16 protein-coding genes are annotated in these 18,618 nt (G+C 42.1%); 6 read left to right on the top strand and 10 right to left on the bottom strand.

Annotated elements, in window-relative coordinates; genetic code table 11:
- The first annotated feature begins 16 nt into the window (after positions 1-16).
- Positions 17-1,048, top strand: a complete 1,032-nt coding sequence (locus ACM0OS_RS02395; protein ID WP_414541550.1) for a dihydroorotate dehydrogenase-like protein — start codon at positions 17-19, stop codon at positions 1,046-1,048.
- 61 nt (positions 1,049-1,109) lie between these two features.
- Here ACM0OS_RS02395 and ACM0OS_RS02390 read toward each other — a convergent pair whose 3' ends face one another.
- Entirely contained in the window at positions 1,110-1,883 is a 774-nt protein-coding gene (locus ACM0OS_RS02390) for a Uma2 family endonuclease (RefSeq protein ID WP_414541549.1), read from the bottom strand.
- A 212-nt stretch (positions 1,884-2,095) separates the two neighbouring features.
- Here ACM0OS_RS02390 and bchD point away from each other — a divergent pair, with 212 nt between their 5' ends.
- Both bchD and ACM0OS_RS02380 read left to right on the top strand, forming a co-directional pair.
- Positions 2,096-4,096, top strand: coding sequence for a magnesium chelatase ATPase subunit D (gene bchD, locus ACM0OS_RS02385; protein ID WP_414541548.1), 2,001 nt, complete (start codon positions 2,096-2,098; stop codon positions 4,094-4,096).
- Between the two features lie 304 nt (positions 4,097-4,400).
- Positions 4,401-4,664: a hypothetical protein gene (locus ACM0OS_RS02380; RefSeq protein ID WP_414541547.1), complete on the top strand. Its 264-nt coding sequence runs from the start codon at positions 4,401-4,403 to the stop codon at positions 4,662-4,664.
- 417 nt (positions 4,665-5,081) lie between these two features.
- Here the strand turns inward: ACM0OS_RS02380 and ACM0OS_RS02375 are convergent, their stop codons facing one another.
- Together ACM0OS_RS02375 and ACM0OS_RS02370 are read right to left on the bottom strand one after the other, a co-directional pair.
- Entirely contained in the window at positions 5,082-6,263 is a 1,182-nt protein-coding gene (locus ACM0OS_RS02375; RefSeq protein ID WP_414541546.1) for a GNAT family N-acetyltransferase, read from the bottom strand.
- 103 nt (positions 6,264-6,366) lie between these two features.
- Positions 6,367-7,107 carry a RibD family protein gene (locus tag ACM0OS_RS02370; RefSeq protein ID WP_414541545.1) on the bottom strand — a complete coding sequence of 247 codons (741 nt, stop codon included), beginning with the start codon at positions 7,105-7,107 and terminating at the stop codon, positions 6,367-6,369.
- A gap of 292 nt (positions 7,108-7,399) precedes the next feature.
- Between ACM0OS_RS02370 and ACM0OS_RS02365 the strand changes: the two genes are divergently transcribed.
- Entirely contained in the window at positions 7,400-9,562 is a 2,163-nt protein-coding gene (locus tag ACM0OS_RS02365; RefSeq protein WP_414541544.1) for an ATP-binding protein, read from the top strand.
- A 22-nt stretch (positions 9,563-9,584) separates the two neighbouring features.
- Here the strand turns inward: ACM0OS_RS02365 and ACM0OS_RS02360 are convergent, their stop codons facing one another.
- Positions 9,585-10,637, bottom strand: a complete 1,053-nt coding sequence (locus ACM0OS_RS02360; protein WP_414541543.1) for a Gfo/Idh/MocA family protein — start codon at positions 10,635-10,637, stop codon at positions 9,585-9,587.
- Between the two features lie 100 nt (positions 10,638-10,737).
- Positions 10,738-11,457, bottom strand: coding sequence for a ribonuclease III (gene rnc / locus ACM0OS_RS02355; protein WP_414541542.1), 720 nt, complete (start codon positions 11,455-11,457; stop codon positions 10,738-10,740).
- A 382-nt stretch (positions 11,458-11,839) separates the two neighbouring features.
- Here rnc and ACM0OS_RS02350 point away from each other — a divergent pair, with 382 nt between their 5' ends.
- Positions 11,840-12,136: a hypothetical protein gene (locus tag ACM0OS_RS02350; RefSeq protein WP_414541566.1), complete on the top strand. Its 297-nt coding sequence runs from the start codon at positions 11,840-11,842 to the stop codon at positions 12,134-12,136.
- Positions 12,137-12,149: 13 nt separating this feature from the next.
- Here ACM0OS_RS02350 and ACM0OS_RS02345 read toward each other — a convergent pair whose 3' ends face one another.
- Entirely contained in the window at positions 12,150-12,854 is a 705-nt protein-coding gene (locus ACM0OS_RS02345; protein WP_414541541.1) for a mobilization protein, read from the bottom strand.
- Positions 12,855-13,011: 157 nt separating this feature from the next.
- Here ACM0OS_RS02345 and ACM0OS_RS02340 point away from each other — a divergent pair, with 157 nt between their 5' ends.
- A complete protein-coding gene (locus ACM0OS_RS02340) occupies positions 13,012-14,223 on the top strand; it encodes an RNA-guided endonuclease InsQ/TnpB family protein (protein ID WP_414541540.1) in 1,212 nt (403 codons plus the stop codon).
- Positions 14,224-14,322: 99 nt separating this feature from the next.
- Here ACM0OS_RS02340 and truB read toward each other — a convergent pair whose 3' ends face one another.
- The 4 genes from truB to ACM0OS_RS02320 form a co-directional block, all read right to left on the bottom strand.
- Positions 14,323-15,195 (bottom strand): tRNA pseudouridine(55) synthase TruB, encoded by an 873-nt coding sequence (gene truB, locus ACM0OS_RS02335; protein WP_414541539.1) that lies wholly within the window; start codon positions 15,193-15,195, stop codon positions 14,323-14,325.
- 181 nt (positions 15,196-15,376) lie between these two features.
- Positions 15,377-17,101, bottom strand: coding sequence for an ATP-binding protein (locus tag ACM0OS_RS02330; protein WP_414541538.1), 1,725 nt, complete (start codon positions 17,099-17,101; stop codon positions 15,377-15,379).
- A 264-nt stretch (positions 17,102-17,365) separates the two neighbouring features.
- Positions 17,366-17,815: a response regulator gene (locus ACM0OS_RS02325; RefSeq protein WP_414541537.1), complete on the bottom strand. Its 450-nt coding sequence runs from the start codon at positions 17,813-17,815 to the stop codon at positions 17,366-17,368.
- Between the two features lie 203 nt (positions 17,816-18,018).
- Positions 18,019-18,615, bottom strand: a complete 597-nt coding sequence (locus ACM0OS_RS02320) for a Uma2 family endonuclease (RefSeq protein ID WP_414541536.1) — start codon at positions 18,613-18,615, stop codon at positions 18,019-18,021.
- Positions 18,616-18,618 lie beyond the last annotated feature (3 nt).

Raw genomic sequence — 18,618 nt, 5'->3', positions numbered from 1 at the left:
TTTTATTGAGGTTGTTATGGATTTTACTACAAATTATCTGGGAATGACATTGCGATCGCCTTTAGTTCCCTCTGCATCTCCGCTATCGGAAGATATGGATAATATTGCCCGCATGGAAGAGGCTGGTGCAGCAGCAGTAGTCATGCATTCCTTATTTGAAGAACAATTGCGCCTAGAACGCTATGAACTTAACTATCACCTCACCCACGGTACCGAAAGTTTTCCCGAAGCCTTAACTTATTTCCCTGATTCCATGAACTTTCGGGTGGGGCCAGAAACTTATCTAGAACATATTCACCAAGCCAAGGAAAAGGTTAGTATTCCCATTATTGCCAGTCTCAATGGCTCATCGGTGGGTGGATGGACAAATTATGCCAAACAAATTCAACAAGCGGGTGCAGATGCACTGGAATTGAATATTTACTATGTTCCTACAGACTTAGAATTGACAAGTGAGCAAATTGAGCAGACTTATATTGACATTCTCACAGCAGTTAAAGCAGCAGTAACTATCCCTGTAGCCGTCAAACTCAGCCCGTATTTCACCAATATGGCAAATATGGCCAAACGTTTAGATGATGCAGGTGCTGATGCTTTGGTTTTATTTAACCGCTTTTACCAACCGGATATTAATCTGAGTAACCTGGAGGTTGAGCCCAATGTGTTGTTAAGTACACCGCATTCCATGCGATTACCACTGCGTTGGATTGCCATTCTTAGCGATCGCCTTCATGCCGACTTGGCTGCAACTAGTGGAATCCACAGAGGACATGATGTGTTGAAAATGGTGATGTCTGGGGCTAAAATCACCATGCTTTGCTCAGTATTACTACGGCATGGTATCAACCATATACGAGTTATTGAACAGGAAATGCGCGAATGGATGCAACAACATGAGTATGAATCAATTCAACAAATGCAGGGAAGTATGAGTCAAAAAAATTGCCCAAATCCCAGTGCTTTTGAACGTTCCCAGTATATGAGATCGCTCGCCACGTATAAACCTGAATGGGCAATCATTTATGATACATCACATTACTTTGGTTAAAAGTTGTATTCGGCTACCTAATGGTGTAAAAATCTAAGTATTTATTCTTAATTCACTGGTGTTAGTTTATAGGCAAATTATTTGGGTCAATTCCCTGAGATTGTAAATAAGCCATGAGCTGTTCTTTTTGCTGGCGTTCTTGTTCAGCCCGTTGGCGTTCCTGTTCAGCACGTTGGCGTTCTTGTTCAATCAGTTCCACAGCCCAGGGTAATAAATTTCCCGCCTGATCCCACCACCGTAACCAATAACCAGTTCTGGCCTCTTTTGTACCTTGCCAAGTTCCCAAAAATAAACCCAGCGCATCAATCCAATGACGACCATTTTCATCGGGTTGCTTTAATTCGTAGCGTCCATTTTCCAACTGATAATATTCCAACAAACCGCCATTGGGGTCAAAAATTATATAGACAGGAACCTGCAAAATTTGTTCATAAAAAAACCATTTTCCTGGCGGATAAGTTCGTTTTACCGAATATTCTTCCCCCTCAGTGTCCGATAAAAATTCCATCACCACCCCAGGCACATCACCTTCTAAATTGGGTGTATAGCTTTTGCGTTCTCCGACAACTTGATTGACACCAGGAACATAAACCCAGTCTGGTGCTTTCACAATAAATTGCCCGTTGACAGTCGCACAAAGACCAAAATTAGAAGCAATCAACATCGGAGGTTGGATGAAACCACTAATTTCCAAGCTTTCACGCAAAGCACCAGCCAAAATTGGCTGACCTGTATTTTCCACTGGTTCATCCTCTAATTTAAAATCATCGGGCAATGGTTCCCAAGAGATGACCGGTTGAGTTAGTGATTTAATTTCACCGAGTTGGGTTGCCATAAAGACTGCCTGTGGTCGATTTGTTTTTATTTTATCGCTGTCAGTACTGCCGAGCTAAAATTAAGGTATGAGGTTATTACAGACTTAACTACAACCTATAATCCTGAATCCTGCTGCCACTCAGAATACGCTGAATTTGGGTGCAAAATAATCTCTTATTCTTTCTTTGCGTGAGCTTTGAAATCCTCATTCAGCAACGCCCAAAGCCTAAAATGGTATCATCTACCGCACCAACATTTCCGTTAACAGCAGTTGTCGGTCAAGAAGCAATTAAATTAGCCCTCTTATTAGCAGCAGTTGATCCAGGTTTAGGGGGAGTAATTATTGCTGGTCGCCGTGGTACAGCCAAATCCGTCATGGCCAGAGCATTAAGAACTTTACTACCTCCCATAGAAATAATTTTAGGTTCCTACTGCAACTGCGATCCGGAAAAACCTGATGAATGGGATGATGAAACCATCGCTAGAGCAAAAAATACCTCCCAATTGCCAACTAAAGTAATTCCTACCCCTTTTATTCAAGTTCCCCTAGGTGTAACTGAAGATAGATTACTCGGTTCTTTAGATGTGAGTCAGTCAATCAAGCAAGGAGAACCAGTATTTCAACCAGGATTGTTAGCGCAAGCTCACCGGGGTATTCTCTACGTGGATGAAATTAACTTATTAGAAGAACATACCGTCAATTTGTTGTTGACAATATTAGCCGAAGGGAAAAACCAAATTGAGCGGGAAGGTATTAGTTTTCAACATCCTTGCAAACCTTTGTTAATTGCCACTTATAACCCAGAGGAAGGAGTATTGCGAGAACACTTGCTGGATCGATTTGCGATCGCACTCTCGGCCGACGAGGTGTTAAGCTTAAGCGATCGCGTCTTCGCTGTAGAGCAAGCAATGAGTTATGCTGATTCTCCCCAAACTTTTCTTCAGCATCATACCGCAGACATAGATGATCTGAAACTGCAAATTCTCTTGGCACGGGAATTGCTGCCCAAAGTCCAAGTCAAACCAGAACAAATTGCTTATCTGGTGAACGAAGCCATACGTGGTGCAGTTGAAGGGCATCGCGGTGAATTATTTGCCCTGCGAGTTGCCAAGGCCTCTGCTGCATGGAATCAGCGTTTATTAGTTAATGCCGAAGATTTACATTTGGCAGTGGAATTAGTCATTGTCCCACGGGCGCTGGTTTTGGAAATGCCACCACCCCCAGCACCGCAACTTCCAGAAGAACAGCCCCAGCCAGAAGACCAACAACCAACAGACAGCGAAACACCAGAAGAAGTCAAAGAATTACCCGACATTCCCGAAGAGTTTATCTTTACTTCACAAGGAGTAATTCTCGATCCTGCCATTCTCAACTTTGCCCAGATAACTAAGCCCCGAAGCGGTAAAGCCGGAGGTCGCGGTTTGATTTTTTCCCAAGACCGGGGGCGTTACGTCAAACCCATGTTTCCCAAGGGGCCGATTCGACGGGTAGCGGTGGATGCTACACTCCGGGCGGCGGCTCCCCACCAAAAAGCCAGACACAAACGCCAACCTGGTCGCCGGGTAATTATCGAGGATGATGATATCCGTGTCAAACGATTGGCTCGTAAAGCTGGCGCATTAATTATTTTCTTGGTAGATGCATCAGGCTCAATGGCACTGAATCGAATGCAATCAGCCAAGGGTGCGGCTCTACAACTTTTGGCACAAGCATATCGCCACCGTGACCAAGTAGCCTTAATTCCCTGTCGGGGTGAACGAGCCGATGTACTGTTACCACCCACACGCTCGATTACCGCAGCGCGAAAACGGTTGGAGTTATTACCATGCGGTGGAGGTACGCCCTTAGCTCATGCTTTGACCCAATCTGTGAGAATTGGTTTAAATGCCAGACAATCTAAAGATATTGGCCAGGTGGTGATTGTCGCCATTACCGATGGACGGGCAAATATTCCTTTGTCACGCTCTCTGGGTCAACCACAAATGGGAGATGAAAAACCAGATATCAAAGGGGAATTACTGAACATTGCGGCCAGGATTCGAGCGTTGGGCATACAATTATTGGTAATTGATACAGAAAGTAAATTTATTTCTCAAGGATTAGCCAAAGAATTGGCGCACATAGCCCAAGGTATATATTACTACTTGCCAAAAGCCACGGATAAAGCGATCGCAGCAATGGCACAACAGGCGATAGGCGTAGCCATGCCCTCCGGGCTTATCGCTCATTAAGAATTTGCCCTGAAAACCTTGATAGGTGGGGGAGAAGCACATGAAAATTGCATTATAAACAGAAATGCCTCCCAACTATAGGGTTGTCCTATAGTATTTTATATGATGATTTTGTCTATTTATTTATCGCCATTATTTGACAAATTTGTCCGACTCAATTCATTAATATATGTCTAATTATAAACGTTGAATATATTGATTTCTTCTAACTTGTTGAATACAACTAAGGATAACAGTTAAGCGAGCTAAAACTTAATTGTTTACCAAGTTAATTCATTCGCTACATTTTATTGAGGAGCCGACCATGTCTAATATCAATATTTATGAACTAACCGCTGCTGGTTCTGACTTATTTCAAGATTCTGAAAGTTTTCTCAATGAACTTAAAGATGTAGATTTCGTTGCAGGTGGAGATAGTTCTGGTCATTATGGAAATGCTTATGGAAACGCTAGCATGAGTGATATGTCATTTCTAACTAAGCTAGCTGAGGCATTTGTCGCCACATATGCTATTGGCCATATTACCTACCTAGCTCATTCATTTAGTTACGGACTTAGCAATAGCTAACTAGGCTATATAACAACTGAAGAAACTATGGCGACAGATGTATATTGGTCTAAAATATGCAATACAACACTTCAATATTGTGTTCATTGACTTTATTGAAGATACTCATCTGTCGCTTTCTTTTAAATGATTTTTATAAAAACGCTTACGGCGCAGCGTCTCGTCGTAGAGAAGTGCGGGTTTGGGGACTTCCAGAAATTAAATTATCCAATTTACTGGGATGCAAGGTTGTCTTTTTCCCCCCTGCTCCCTGCTCCCTGCTCCCTGCTCCCTGCTCCCTGCTCCCCTGCTTACCCAGTGATTGGACATTTATTTAGTTGGAAGTCCCTTGGTCTGTATAGCCGAGAATGACCGTCACCTGGTGCTCGAACTAGAAAAATTTAGAAGAATAAGTCTTACTACTTGTTTTGTAATTTCTTAATCATCACGTTTACTGAATGGCAAATCCTCATTAATGGCCTGCATTTCCTCTGCTTCCAACTGATTAACTTCTTTGATATAAGAACAGAGAATTTGTTCTAAACGATTATTGTAAAAGCGGTGCAGACTGTGATTAGGCAGAGCCGGAAAACCTCGGCGTTTTTTGTGCCGTCCTCCCGCACCAGGATCAAAGCTTTGGATACCGTGAGCGATCGCCCACTCAATGGGTGCATAATAGCAAGCATCAAAATGTAGGCAATCTATTTCTTGAAGACTACCCCAGTAGCGCCCATATAAGCGATCGCCTTTATACAAACAAAAGGACATACCCACAGGTTGACGCTCATCTTGCTCATGATACGCAGCAAAAAATAACACTCGATGACGATAATTATGGTGTAGCTGCTCAAAAAATTGCTTAGTTAAGTATTTGCTACCCCACCAGCCAAATTTGTCACAAGTATCCGCATAAAACTGATACATCAAAGGAAATAAAGACTTAGGAATTTCATCACCAGTCAATGCTTGTAGTCGTAAACCAACTTTCTCTACAGCTTTACGTTCTCGCTTGATATTGCGACGTTGATTGGCGTTGAACAATCCTAAGTAATCATCAAAAGTTTTAAACCCGACATTTTCCCAAATGTAGCTGTGGTGTAACCAAGTTGTAAAACCTTGCCGTTCCAGCACTGGACGCCATTGGGGATCGACATACAGAAAATGACACCCAGAAATGCGATTTTTCAGGCAAAAAGCATCAATTTCATGCACCATCATTCCTGTAATTTCATCCTCATCTTCCCCCGGAGCAATTAAAAATCGATAGCCCTCAGCTGGAGTAAATGGGGTCATTCCTAGTAATTTAGGATAATATTGGACTCCGATGCGCTCGGCTAACTCTGCCCATTGGTGATCAAAGACAAATTCGCCATAACTATGACCTTTTAAGTACAGTGGCGCCGCCGCAATTAGTGTCCTGTCTCGCCACAGCGTCAAGTGATTTGGTAACCAGCCTGTTTTAGCCGTAGCACTCTGGGATATTTCTAAATTATTTAGCCAATCCCATTCTAAAAAAGGCGTATTGAGTGGTATTGCCAAAGCATCCCAAGCAAGTTGAGGCACTTCCGCGATTTTATTGATCCAAACGCTAGAGTAGCGAGGCTTAATTTGTTCCACCATTTTGGGTCTTTTTAGAGGACTAAGGACTGGGGACTAATGGGGATTGGGGAACAATTTTCTTTATTCCTCTTTATTCCCAATGACCAATGACTAATAAGGTAATCTAATCTGCTGATTGTTGCAGCCGATAGTGCAAAAATACTTCCTGCTCAACTTGGTGAACTTCTAGAAGTTCTAATTTCGGAGCTAATTGAGAGATAAAGCCTGTGCCTTCTACTGGTGTGGGGGCAGTGACACCACCTAAGATTAATGGGCATACCGTCAGCCAGAGTTCATCAATTAAATTTAATTCCAGCATAGAAGCTACTAATTCACCGCCTCCCAAGACCACTAAGCGTGTTATATCTAGAAATGCTAGGTGTTGCAAAGCCGCTGACGTGTCAACCTTGCCCGTTGATGTGTCAAAAACTATAATTTTATTAAATTTAGGAGGATAATCATGTGTGGGTTTTACCCGCGTTGATTGAAGTGTGTTTTCTCTGGCTTGCCAAAGGCTTGCCCCCTTTGTTGTTGTTAGTAACCAACGTTCGATTGGCTGTTGAAAAAACTTAATTTCCGGATTAAAGTCAGCAGAGTGTGTAATCACTATATGAACCGGCTGTGCGGGCTTGCCTTCCTGCATTCGGCGTTGCAGCAGAATTGGTTGTGATACGGTAAGTGATGTACCGTAGGCACGAAGAGTGCCAGCACCTAGTAAAACGGCATCAGAGGCAGCGATTTGTGCTTGTAGGTGCGATTTATCAGCCCCTGAGCCAAACCGAGCAGGCGATCGCCTGCAATCTGCTATCTTGCCATCTGCACTCATTGCCAAAACTACTGTGGTATGAGGACGGCGTTGCATCATAGGGTTGGTTGGATAGGCTGGATATTTTTCTTGCTAGTGTGTTGATTGCACAAAATCTCTACCTGCAAGCTACTATTTACCAATGTCATAACTGGAGCTATATGCAACACAAGTCACTTTCATATCTACCTTATACAAGTTTTGGTATAGCATGTTTTAGCTTATATGTTCAAATTTTATTACTTTTGGGGATTGACAATCCGAGTTTAATAACTTAGTCAAATGTCTCCTTTAGCTGTTCTGATGGCATATCAGTGCTTTTGTGGTTTACAGATGCGAAGTGAGTTACTAGATGGCTAAGTCCCGTCAATCATCCTTTCGACGTATTTTAGTAACAAGAATTTTGCTTTTATTTGTCCCCGTTTTATTACTGGGACAGATTGTGGCGTTGAATAGAGCTAGGTCTAGCCTGTTGAAAACTGCCCGTCAGAATCTTGCAGAAAGCGCTATTTTTAAAGGTGAGAAAATTGCTAATGCGATCACGTCTCTAAAAACTCACTTATTCACAATCAGTCAAACAACAGTTCTTCAGTCAGGTTCTGCCCCTGAAATTCAAGAATACCTCACTTATCTAGCAGAAAAACTACCAACTCACATTGAGTGCCTGCAATTAACTAATATACAAAGTGACGAGATCATTGCCAGTACCTGTGGCGACAAAGTAATTGCCCAACAGAGTTTACCTTTGAGTAACAACGTTAATATCCAGAAAATATTACCGCCAAAAGTAGGTACAACTGGTAAAAAACATACGCTGAATCAACTGCAATTGTTGTTTTCTGCCCCAGTCTACAATCCCAATGGAGAGTTGCAGTATGTTTTGAGTGTTCAATCAACACTGTATAAGCAAACCAGTAATCAACCAGGATCGCTCACAGGCTCTACCTTGGTAATTGCTAGAGACGGGACGATTTTAGCCCATCCCGTGGCAGAACAAGTAGGGCGTAATATTCAAGAGAACCCAGATGGTTCCGGACTCAAAAGAATAGTTAACCATGCGATCGCTGGGCAAAGTAGTTCGCTCAATTTATCTTTGCAAGAAGGCACAGAATTAGTAGCTGGCTATACAGTTATTGCCGATCCTCTAACAGAACAGCAGGGACAACAATGGGTAATTTTAGCTGTAACCACTGTGGATAATGCTTTGTTTGGTTTAGAAGAAATCAAACTTATCCTCATCGTTTTGACAGTTGGTTTAATTGGTGCAAGTCTGTTGGCATCGTTTTATCTAGCGCCTTACCTAGCAAGTCCTGTAGAAAAATTGCGCGACTATGCCCTCAACCTCCACAGCCACCACGCTGCACAACCAGTACCCAAAGACTTCAACATCCGGGAGTTCAATCAACTAGCACAAGCCATAGACCAAATGCTGGAAAGGCTGAAAGCCTGGGCAGAAGAACTAGAAATTGCTTGGAAAGAATCCAAAACTGCTAACCAAGTTAAAAGTCAGTTTTTGGCGACAACTTCCCATGAGTTAAGAAACCCACTCAATGGCATTATTAACTGTATACGCGTAGTTCATGAAGGCATGTGTGATAGCCGAGAAGAAGAAATTGAGTTTCTCAAACGTGCCGATGACACAGCTATTCACTTGCTAGGGATTATTAACGAGCTACTGGATATTTCCAAAATAGAAGCAGGTAAACTCTCAGTAGTTAAAGTACCGATTGATCTGCGCCAAATTCTTCTGGAGGTAATTAACTTACAATCAGTTAATGTTCAACGAAAAGGTTTGCAGTTAAAAACGGACTTGGGTAGTGATCTGATTCCCGTGAAGGCCGATGCCGCCAAGTTGAAGCAGGTACTAATTAATATTATTGGCAACGCCACTAAATTTACTGACGAGGGTAGCATTACCATTGCCACAGCCATTCAACAAGATAGTGATCAAACATCTCAAGTAATAGTCACCATTACAGATACAGGTTTAGGCATAGAACCTGCACAACAGCACAAATTATTTCGTCCCTTCGTGATGGTAGATGGTGGCACAACACGCAAAGTTGAAGGTACAGGACTGGGACTAGCGATTTCACGGAATTTAATGGAACTCATGGGAGGTAGCATTACTCTAGAAAGTGCTGGTCTTCACCAAGGTACAACTGTCAAGATTACTTTGCCGATGATTGATCTTGACCAATTAACTACTCCCACAGAGGAAGAAGATTATCAAAAGTTGGGAGTCTCTACTGGAGATGAGGCGGTAGGGGAAGTTAACTCAGATGCTACTCATGAAGAAGACAATCTGCCTAACTCCAACGGGATCAATGAATCTCACCCAGTTGAGTTAGATGAAGAAGACAATCCGCCTAACTCCCACGGGATTAATGAATCTCACCCATTTGAGTTAGATGAAGAAAAATTGGAACTACCACTTGTTCTCCTACCGCCTCAAGCTTCCCTTCCCCTTCTATCCTCGGCAGAAGCATATGCTAACCAAACTACTGAAAAGTAAAAAATTGTCCCCAAACACGAGTTTAATCGAAAAACACAGGTTGTCCGCCCTGATTCAGCGATGCTGTCAAACCAGAGAGAATTTTTACTAATTCTGTGCCTACCCAGCCAGATGAAATATTGGGAGGAGTATTCTCAATCATACTGACAATAAAGCGATCGCACACTCGCTGTAAAGGTTCACCGGGTTTTATTGTTAACACCTCTCGCCTTTGATTCACAGGCAAAAATTGATTTCCTTGATGTTCAAACTCACCATGTAGCAAAGTTAAAGGTGATGAGGGTGACATTTCATCAAAAATCAAGCTGCCGTGGCTACCCACAACCACCAGTCGTCGCTGTTTATCAGGGTTGAGCCAGCACAGGTGAATATATGCCTGAAAGTTATCTGGATATGTCAGTGTTACCCACACTAAATCTGCTAATCCTGATACAGATTGTGTAAGTTCCTTACTCCCTATACTTCCCTGCCCTTGCAACCACACAGTACCTGTAGCTTGTACCTTCACTGGTACTTGACCCAGCCAGTTGTTAAAGATGGCAATATCATGAATGGCTAAATCCCATAAAGCATCGACATCTTGCCGGACTGGCCCTAAATGGGTGCGGGTAGCATAGCCATAACGCAGATCACCTAATTGACCTGCTTGAACTACACCTTGCCCTTGCTCTACTGCTGGATGAAATAAATAAGTGTGGTCAACCATGAGTATTAAATGCTGCTGCTCTGCCAATTGGCAAAGTTCCAGACATTCTGCTGTGTCTAGAGTTAAGGGTTTTTCTGCCAAAACATGGTATCCCTGCTTGAGAGCGTCCTTAATTAAGGCATAGTGGGTTGTAGCTGGAGTGGCAATTACTACTGCTGTCAGTTCTGGTAGTTGCTGTAAAGCTTCCCACTCAGTAGCCAAAAGTATATTTTCATCTAAGTTAAATTGCTGCTTTGCTGCCGCCAATCTTTCTGCATGAGGATCTACTACCGCCACCACACTCACTTGGGGATGTGCTAAAAAAATCCGTAGTAAATGCACTCCCCAACGCCCAATACCAATAACAGCAATTTTAATTTGGTTAGTCATTAGTTATTAGTCATTAGTTATTAGTCATTGGTACAAAAATTACCAACAACTCACAACCGACATTTTACCCATATCTCGGCTGAGACGCTGCCTGATGAGTTCAGGAATTTTCCTGATTAGCAATTGCTAAAAAAGCTACTTTGGCTGCTGCTTGTTCAGCGGCTTTAATTGAGCGTCCCTTTCCTTCACCTAATTTATTTTCATGCAGCCAGACTTCAGCTGCAAAACGCTCTTGATTTTGATTAGTTTGATGAACTTCTACAACTCGGTACTCAGGTAAAACCTTAAATTGTGCTTGTGTCCATTCTTGGAGAGCCGCTTTGTAATTCAGTCTAGCGGGATCGAGGCGAATTTCTGTGGCTAGTTTTTGGAAATGATCATCTAGCCAAGGGCGAATTAATTCTAAATTATTTGTACTGAGGTAAAGCGCACCTAAAACAGCCTCAAAAGCATCGGCTAGTCGTGATTCTTGACCAACTTTATCACTGGTAGCACTACCTGCCACTAGCAAATATAACTCTAAACCATATTCTCTAGCTAATTGAGCGAGAATGCGATCGCTCACCAACACCGAACGAATTGCTGCAAAATCCCCTACTGGACATTCTGGATATTTTTCCCACAAAACAACCGCCGCAGCTAACCGTACCACTGCATCACCCACAAACTCCAACTGTTCATAATTTGCCGAGTCTGAAACAGTGGGATGAGTTAAAGCTAAATCCAACAGTTCCCATTTGATGGGTAATCCTGTTGGTAGACCTAACTTTCTAATTAAACTTTCAAGTTGGCGTTGGCGACGTGGATAAACAAGTGTCATCAAATGAAGATGGGGGAGATGAGGCAGATTATATAACTCTTAGCTTATTTTAACAACTGGGTGGGGACTTTTAAGACTAAGTTTAATTACTGCAATTCAAGTAAAAATAAAAACATGTAAGAATTGAAATTGACAGGCGATCGCCATTTCATGCTTACTTCCTTAAAACACTGTTAGCAATGATTGCAGGTATATTCATTAGCTTTACTTGATTAAACAGATATTGATGAGTTAATCAATAAAATCTGGACACCAGCTGACAAAGCTTTTAAAAAATGATGCTATTTAGACATACTTAAATTTACTTATCTTGTTGACAAAAATCCAGTATTAGCTGGTCAATGCGTAAGTCTTATAATGAATGAAAATTAGCATGGCCAATATGAGAGCCAGAATTGAAAACACAATACTTTTTCTCCACCATGAAGACTTACCCGAATTTAAAAAGGGGGGTTCTGTAGTCAGAAATTCATACTTTTGGGCGTTACGTTCAATTGCTGGTCGAGCTTCCCGTTATCGTGATTGGGAATATGAACCAGAGGTTTGGTTAGCATTGGCGCGCATGTTGTTGTCGTTCGCTGAATCTGGGTATTTGGGTTATAAAGAAACTTTTTTGGAGTTTCCCCTATCTCAAGGGGAAATTCCGGCTGTTTTACGAGATGTTTCAACTTGGGAATAGCTTGAGAGCTTTTCTATTTAACTTCTTCATACCAAATCCCTACTTTTTCAAAAGCAGCATAAGCAGATTTGAGAAACTGCACAACCCGCTGTTTACCAAGCACTCCAAATTCTTTATACTCTCGTGCTTCCGCAAAAGTCAGACGATGTTGGTCAATTAAATTTCTTTCTCTGTATGACAACTTGGGAAAATCCACCACCTTGATTTTATATTGTGTGACTAAATTCTGAATGGCAGCATCAGAATCAACATGCTCCCAATCATCGCACAGCCCTAAATTTCTCACCAAAATATGCGGGATTTTTTCGCCGTAGCTATTCACCGACTGTGCAAACAAGTTGAGGCTATCATATCCGCCAGTAGACACAAACCACTTGCAAAAACTTACGCCCTCAGAACTTCCTAGTTCAAGTAACTGATTTCTTTCAATCCAGCTTTTGACGGCGCGATGGGATTGTGCAGCTAAATTTACAATCACTGGCTTAGACATGGCCATCTCAAAAATTTTATCAGCTTTATCGGCGTGCCGTTCATCTTCAGTAAACACAGCATACTGACATATTCCCTTATACACACCCGCTACATCAGGATTCGACCTATCAGTCTCCACAGGTACAAATGGTATTCTTTTATCCAAACAATATTGAATCATGGTTCTGGTGAGCAGAGATTTCCCTACTCCACCCTTTTCACCATCCACTAAATGAATCGTCGGCATAACAGCTACTCCTAACACTGATTGAAATCATTTAAAATATCTGCAATTAGCTTAGTGGATGTTTGGAGTTTTACCAAAAAACTGGGTCTAAAGCCCCGTGCTTCGCTTCCCGGCTTTAATCATGATATAATATTTGCGTAGGAGTTTTCCACGTAAAATGATTGTTTTAGAATTCAAAGCTAAAGGGAAAACAACTCAATACGCTGCTATTGATGAGGCGATTAGAACTGCTCAATTTGTCCGCAATAAGTCCATCCGTTTTTGGATGGATAACCGAGGTGTAGGACAAAAAGAGTTATATCGCCTGAGTAAGTTATTGAGAAGTGAATTTTCATTTGTAAAAGCTTTGAATTCTAGTGCTTGCCAAGCCTCCATCGAACGGGCTTATAGTTCTATCGCTCGTTTCTACGACAACTGCAAAAAGTCTGTTCTAGGTAAGAAGGGATATCCAAAGTTTAAGAAAAATTCTCGATCAGTTGAGTATAAAATATCTGGGTGGTCGCTTTCCGAGACAAGAAAACAAATAAACTTCACTGACAAAAAAGGCATTGGCAAGCTCAATCTCAAAGGGACGTGGGATTTAAATTTCTACCAATTAGAGCAGATAAAACGAGTCAGGTTAGTCCGTCGTGCCGATGGGTATTATGTTCAATTTCTGATTAGTGCAGACAACAAAGTAGAATCTCAACCCACTGGTAAAACCATTGGCTTAGATGTTGGCTTAAAAGAATTCTACACAGACAGTAATGGACATAGTGAACCTAACCCAAGGTTTTATCGCACAGGCGAGAAACGTCTGAAGTTTAGACACAAGCGCGTTTCTCGGAAAAAGAAAGGCTCTATCAACCGTAAGAAAGCTATTAATAAATTAGGGCGAATACACCTCAAAATAAGTAGGCAACGTGAAGAACACGCAAAGAGAGTTGCGCGTTGCGTAATCCAATCTAACGATTTGGTAGCCTACGAAGATTTGAGGATTAAAAATTTAGTTAAAAATCACTGTCTCGCCAAATCTATTAATGATGCTGGTTGGTATCAATTCAGAAAATGGTTAGAGTATTTTGGGGTGAAGTTTGGCAGAATAACTGTTGCTGTTAATCCTGCGTATACTTCTCAAGAATGTTCTAATTGTGGTGCAGTCGTTAAAAAATCTTTATCTACAAGAACTCATGTTTGTGAATGTGGGTTTGTGATGGATAGGGACTGGAACGCAGCGATTAATATTCTGAAATTAGCCTTAAGTACGGTAGGGCATACCGGAACTTGGATCTTAGATCCAAACGCTTCAGGAGATTCGACCTCTACTCATGCTGGAGAAATCCTGTATGAGCAAGTTGGATCTATGAATGAAGAATCTTCGCCCTTATAGGGTGGAGAGTGTCAAGCTGAGTAACTTTGTTAACTTTCTCAGATATGTGCTTTTTTTAGGGATCGGGTGTTGGATATTTGAAGGAAACTTGAGTTTTGATCAACCTTTTATAACTGTTGTGGGTATCAATATATCATCCTGTAGTTTGCCAATACCCAGAAAGCCAGCCTCGTCATCGTATACTCTAGTTACACCAGAAAAATCCAGCGTCAGCGGAATTTTTTGTCCCTGACACCATTTTTGGGCTGTTGTCGCTGGTAATGTCAGCGTGGGTAAATGTTGTAAGGCTGCATCAAGAACACTGGTTTGAAATGTCTCGGCTTGCAATTGTGTTTCTAAATCGGTCAAGGTGAGACTGTCTGCTAAATTGAAACCACTGCTGTGGGTACGAATTAAAGCGGCGAGAGTTCCACCAGTTTCTAAGATTGCACCTAAATCACGGGCGATCGCTCTAATATATGTACCACTACCACAGGTGATCGCAATATCCAATTCGGGAAAATCTCCTTCCCGCCAATCCAAAATTTCTGTATGAAAAATTTCTACTGTGCGTTTAGGAACTTCTACTGTTTCGCCTCTGCGTGCTAAATCATACAGGCGTTTACCATCTACTTGAATTGCACTGTAAATAGGTGGTATTTGCTCAATTTTGCCTTGAAATGGTGCCAAGGCTATTTTCACATCTGCCAAATCCAATTTTGGACAAGGTTGAGAAGTGATAATTTCACCTTGCAAATCATCAGTTGTGGTACGCACACCGAACCGAATTGTGGCTGTATAGGCTTTGTTTTCTGGCAAATATTGTAATAATCTTGTAGCCTTACCCAATGCAATAGGTAATACACCAGTAGCGGCTGGATCTAATGTTCCTGCATGTCCCACACGTTTGAGGCGCAAGAGTTTCCGCACCCGCGCCACGCAGTCGTGAGATGTCCAGTCAAAGGGTTTGTTTAAGTTGAGAAAGCCTTGCACAGTGATTGGGGAGTTGGGAGTTGGGAGTTGGGAGTTGGGAGTTGGGAGTTGGGAGTTGGGAGTGGGGAGTTGGGAGTTGGGGGAAGAAATTGTCTAATGAATAATCACTAAATTACGAATAATGACTAAATTACGAATTACGAATTACGTTCGCGTAGCGTGCCGGAGGCTCTATTACGAATTACTTACCGAGTTGTTTTGGTAAACTGACAGTGAATGTGGTTCCTTGTCCTACTTTACTGGATAAGGTGATGTTGCCACCATGTAACTCTACACAAGCTTTAGCGATCGCCAGTCCTAAACCTGTACCGGGAATGGTGTCTACGTTGCTACCACGACTGAAGGATTGAAATAAGTTTTTTTGATCTGCCATTGGTATCCCAATTCCCTCGTCTTTGATGTGCAATATCACCTGTGATTCTTTGCCGATGAGGTGAAATTCTACAGTACCGCCTGCGGGGGAGTATTTAATGGCATTGGAGATTAAATTAATAAAAATTTGTTGTAACAGTCCGCGATCGCCCCAAAATCCTTTAATATTGCCAGTAATTTTAAACACTAATTCGTGACTTTCGCCTACTGCTTCTCGTTCTTGGTCTATGAGGTCAGAGAAAAATTGCAGTAAATCCAGCGGCATTGGTTTAAACTTGGCTTTGTCTAGTTCAAATTGGTTCACCAACAGCATATTATCCACAAGTTTGGACATATACCTGGCTTTCTGTTCAATGATGGATTGAAATCTTTTTTGTTTACCATCATCTAGCTGTTGACCATGTTTTACCAAAGTTGATGCAGCAGCCAAAATTGAAGTTAACGGTGTTCGACATTCGTGGGAAACCGTAGCAATGATTTGAGATTTAAAGATATTGAGTTGCTTTTCTTTCTTGAGTGCTGCTTGAGTTTGGGCTAATAATTCAGCTTGTTGAATTGCGATCGCCAGTTGCACTGAAACCTCATACAGCATCTGTGCATCATGAGTATGCCATTGTGGTTCATCTGTATTATGAGAGGCTATCAACAAGCCCCACAGATGAGGATTAGGGTCACCGTTATAACTTATATTAATCGGAACTACTAAATTGGCTTCTGTATTAAATTGTTCTTTCAGGCTAATAGAATTACTTAATCCCAGTTCATAAACGTAAGGCGTTGGGGATTGAGAATTGGGTACTGGGTAATTGTTCACTCCTACATTCTGCACCCTATACTCCTGTTTCTTCTGCCCTGCTTCCACCCTCAGGGAAGCCGCTATCACGTCTACATCTTCCCTGTCTCCCCATTCCCCACTCCCTACTCCCCACTCACTACTCCCTAAAAAAACTGAGGAAGCGACAATTTTACTGCCTTCGTCTGGAGCAAATTTATATACCATCACGCGATCGCACTTGAGAAGTTGCTGTACTTCTGCTACAGCAGTATTCAAGATTTGCTCTAGGTTCAGAGACTGGCGGATTCGCAGCGCTGTCATGGCAATTAGGCGCTGTCGTTCTTGAATATTACTTAGTTGGGCTTGTAAATACGACTGTTTAATGGCGTTGCGGACTGCTATTTGTAATACATCCGATGTCAGGTGCTGCTTAACCAAATAATCCAAAGCTCCCTGTTTCATGGCTTGTACAGCCACCTCTTCATCACCACGGCCTGTTAACATAATCACAGGAATAGAGGTTTCAAATATTTCATGCTTGAGCTGGTCGAAAAGTTCTAACCCACTCATATCAGGTAGGCAGAAATCAAGCAGAATCGCATCACAGCGCATTTTTTGGCACAAAGCCAGTCCATCTTCTGCACAGTCTGCCTCCAAAATTTGGTAAGAATGGTGCGGATCTTTGAGAAGATATCGGCGATAAATTTTCCGATCTGCGGCACAATCATCGATGATTAGTAGCGTCCACGTGTCCAACATAAAATTTATGAGGATCAGGGAGCTGTGTAGATCCCTTTTATCCAGATTGTGTTTTGTTGCATAATTCTAAAAATAATATAAAATAAATCTAAATAAAATCTAATTTCTTAATTAATTATAAAGCTATACTGGAGAGAATGACGCAAATCAACCGCAGGAAGACAAAAAGACACAACGACTCCCAGAGGAAAACCTCTGTGTGTCCTCTCAGCCTTCCCGGCAATGCGTTTTTCCCTAATGCCCCATCAACAGACAATCCACAAATTAATATCGGTGTGGCGGAGTATTGGTTTCCAGCCAGTAGTCAACAAAAGCCTGAATCGTCTTTTTTAATTCTTGAGCATCCATCGGCTTTACCAAATATCCATTTGCGCCCTTTTGGTAACATAATTCAATATCCTTGGGGTTCGAGGATGTGGTAAAAACAATAATCGGGATTTCTTTAAAACTCATATCTTGTTTGAGCCGCTCTAAGATGTCACGACCATCAATTCCTGGTAAGTTGAGGTCGAGCAAGATCACAGAGGGTCTGATAACTACTTTAGAGTGGCAATCACTCTTGTGTTGATACAGCAGTTCTAAAACCTCATCCCCATTGGTACAGCGATGGATAGGATTCTGGACAGCCATCCGCCGCATGAGGCGTTGCAGCATCCGAAAATCTTCATTGCTGTCCTCAACAACGAGCAGCGGCTCATGAAGTTTTGTTGTCATTACTTATTGGCTAAACGTAACAAAACGAAATATTTTTGTACATATTTTAACAGAATACGGTAATAAGTCTCTCACTATAGCTGAAAGCTTGGTAGTTGGATGAATTATGAGAGAGAATTTGTAGCGTGGGTTAACCAAGTGCCATGCCTAACAACAAGCCGCAAAGCGTCTATGCACCTGGAAAAATGGCAGCAGATAACCAGCTATTTTTGCAGCGCTTGTTGAAAAGTCTTGATGGCATCAACATGATTCACCATATTAATGCAGCGTAACAACAAATCCAAATCGATCCCTTTGACCTCTTCACTACTAGAGACTCTTTCATAGTGAAGTGCATTGCCTTCTGAACGCAGGTGATAAACTTCTAAGACACCATCTTCCCAGAACCATAATTCCGGAATCTTTAGCCGCTTGTATGCTTCGAGTTTATTAATACCACCACTGGTAAACACCACCTCAATAGCCAGGTCAGGACGCACTCGACCAGGGGCAAGTTTGTAGGATTTATCTGCCTCTCGCTTAACAGCACCCGATTCACTTTCCAAGGTCATTGAGCCAGTTGGAGTAAAATCAAACCCTGCCATGAGCAGGTAAAATTCAACCAGCGCAGCAATTCTTTTCTTAACGGTTTCGTGGGGTTCTCCTGGCATTCTGCGAATCTCCAAAACACCATCCAAAAAAGATAGCCGATACCCTGGACGGTCTAACAACTGCTCAACGGCTTTGAATTCTCTCCAAGTCAGTCCCTCAAACAAAAGGGGTAATTCTTTTGGAGGTGTAGCGATCGCTGCTGGTGTCATGTG

It is taken from the genome of Nostoc sp. CCY0012 (genome assembly GCF_963920855.1).
GTDB lineage: Bacteria > Cyanobacteriota > Cyanobacteriia > Cyanobacteriales > Nostocaceae > Cyanocohniella.
The sequence above is the reverse complement of the archived record's forward strand: the minus strand, read 5'-3'. Positions and strand labels throughout refer to the sequence as shown.

Excerpts from the sequence above, each read along its gene's own strand:
- ACM0OS_RS02340 (WP_414541540.1), top strand. The coding sequence starts at position 13,012 with ATGATTGTTTTAGAATTCAAAGCTAAAGGGAAAACAACTCAATACGCT.
- ACM0OS_RS02320 (WP_414541536.1), bottom strand. The coding sequence starts at position 18,615 with ATGACACCAGCAGCGATCGCTACACCTCCAAAAGAATTACCCCTTTTG.
- ACM0OS_RS02390 (WP_414541549.1), bottom strand. The coding sequence starts at position 1,883 with ATGGCAACCCAACTCGGTGAAATTAAATCACTAACTCAACCGGTCATC.
- ACM0OS_RS02365 (WP_414541544.1), top strand. The coding sequence starts at position 7,400 with ATGGCTAAGTCCCGTCAATCATCCTTTCGACGTATTTTAGTAACAAGA.
- ACM0OS_RS02370 (WP_414541545.1), bottom strand. The coding sequence starts at position 7,107 with ATGATGCAACGCCGTCCTCATACCACAGTAGTTTTGGCAATGAGTGCA.
- ACM0OS_RS02375 (WP_414541546.1), bottom strand. The coding sequence starts at position 6,263 with ATGGTGGAACAAATTAAGCCTCGCTACTCTAGCGTTTGGATCAATAAA.
- ACM0OS_RS02345 (WP_414541541.1), bottom strand. The coding sequence starts at position 12,854 with ATGCCGACGATTCATTTAGTGGATGGTGAAAAGGGTGGAGTAGGGAAA.
- ACM0OS_RS02360 (WP_414541543.1), bottom strand. The coding sequence starts at position 10,637 with ATGACTAACCAAATTAAAATTGCTGTTATTGGTATTGGGCGTTGGGGA.
- ACM0OS_RS02350 (WP_414541566.1), top strand. The coding sequence starts at position 11,840 with ATGAGAGCCAGAATTGAAAACACAATACTTTTTCTCCACCATGAAGAC.
- ACM0OS_RS02380 (WP_414541547.1), top strand. The coding sequence starts at position 4,401 with ATGTCTAATATCAATATTTATGAACTAACCGCTGCTGGTTCTGACTTA.
- bchD (WP_414541548.1), top strand. The coding sequence starts at position 2,096 with ATGGTATCATCTACCGCACCAACATTTCCGTTAACAGCAGTTGTCGGT.
- rnc (WP_414541542.1), bottom strand. The coding sequence starts at position 11,457 with ATGACACTTGTTTATCCACGTCGCCAACGCCAACTTGAAAGTTTAATT.
- ACM0OS_RS02330 (WP_414541538.1), bottom strand. The coding sequence starts at position 17,101 with ATGTTGGACACGTGGACGCTACTAATCATCGATGATTGTGCCGCAGAT.
- ACM0OS_RS02395 (WP_414541550.1), top strand. The coding sequence starts at position 17 with ATGGATTTTACTACAAATTATCTGGGAATGACATTGCGATCGCCTTTA.
- ACM0OS_RS02325 (WP_414541537.1), bottom strand. The coding sequence starts at position 17,815 with ATGACAACAAAACTTCATGAGCCGCTGCTCGTTGTTGAGGACAGCAAT.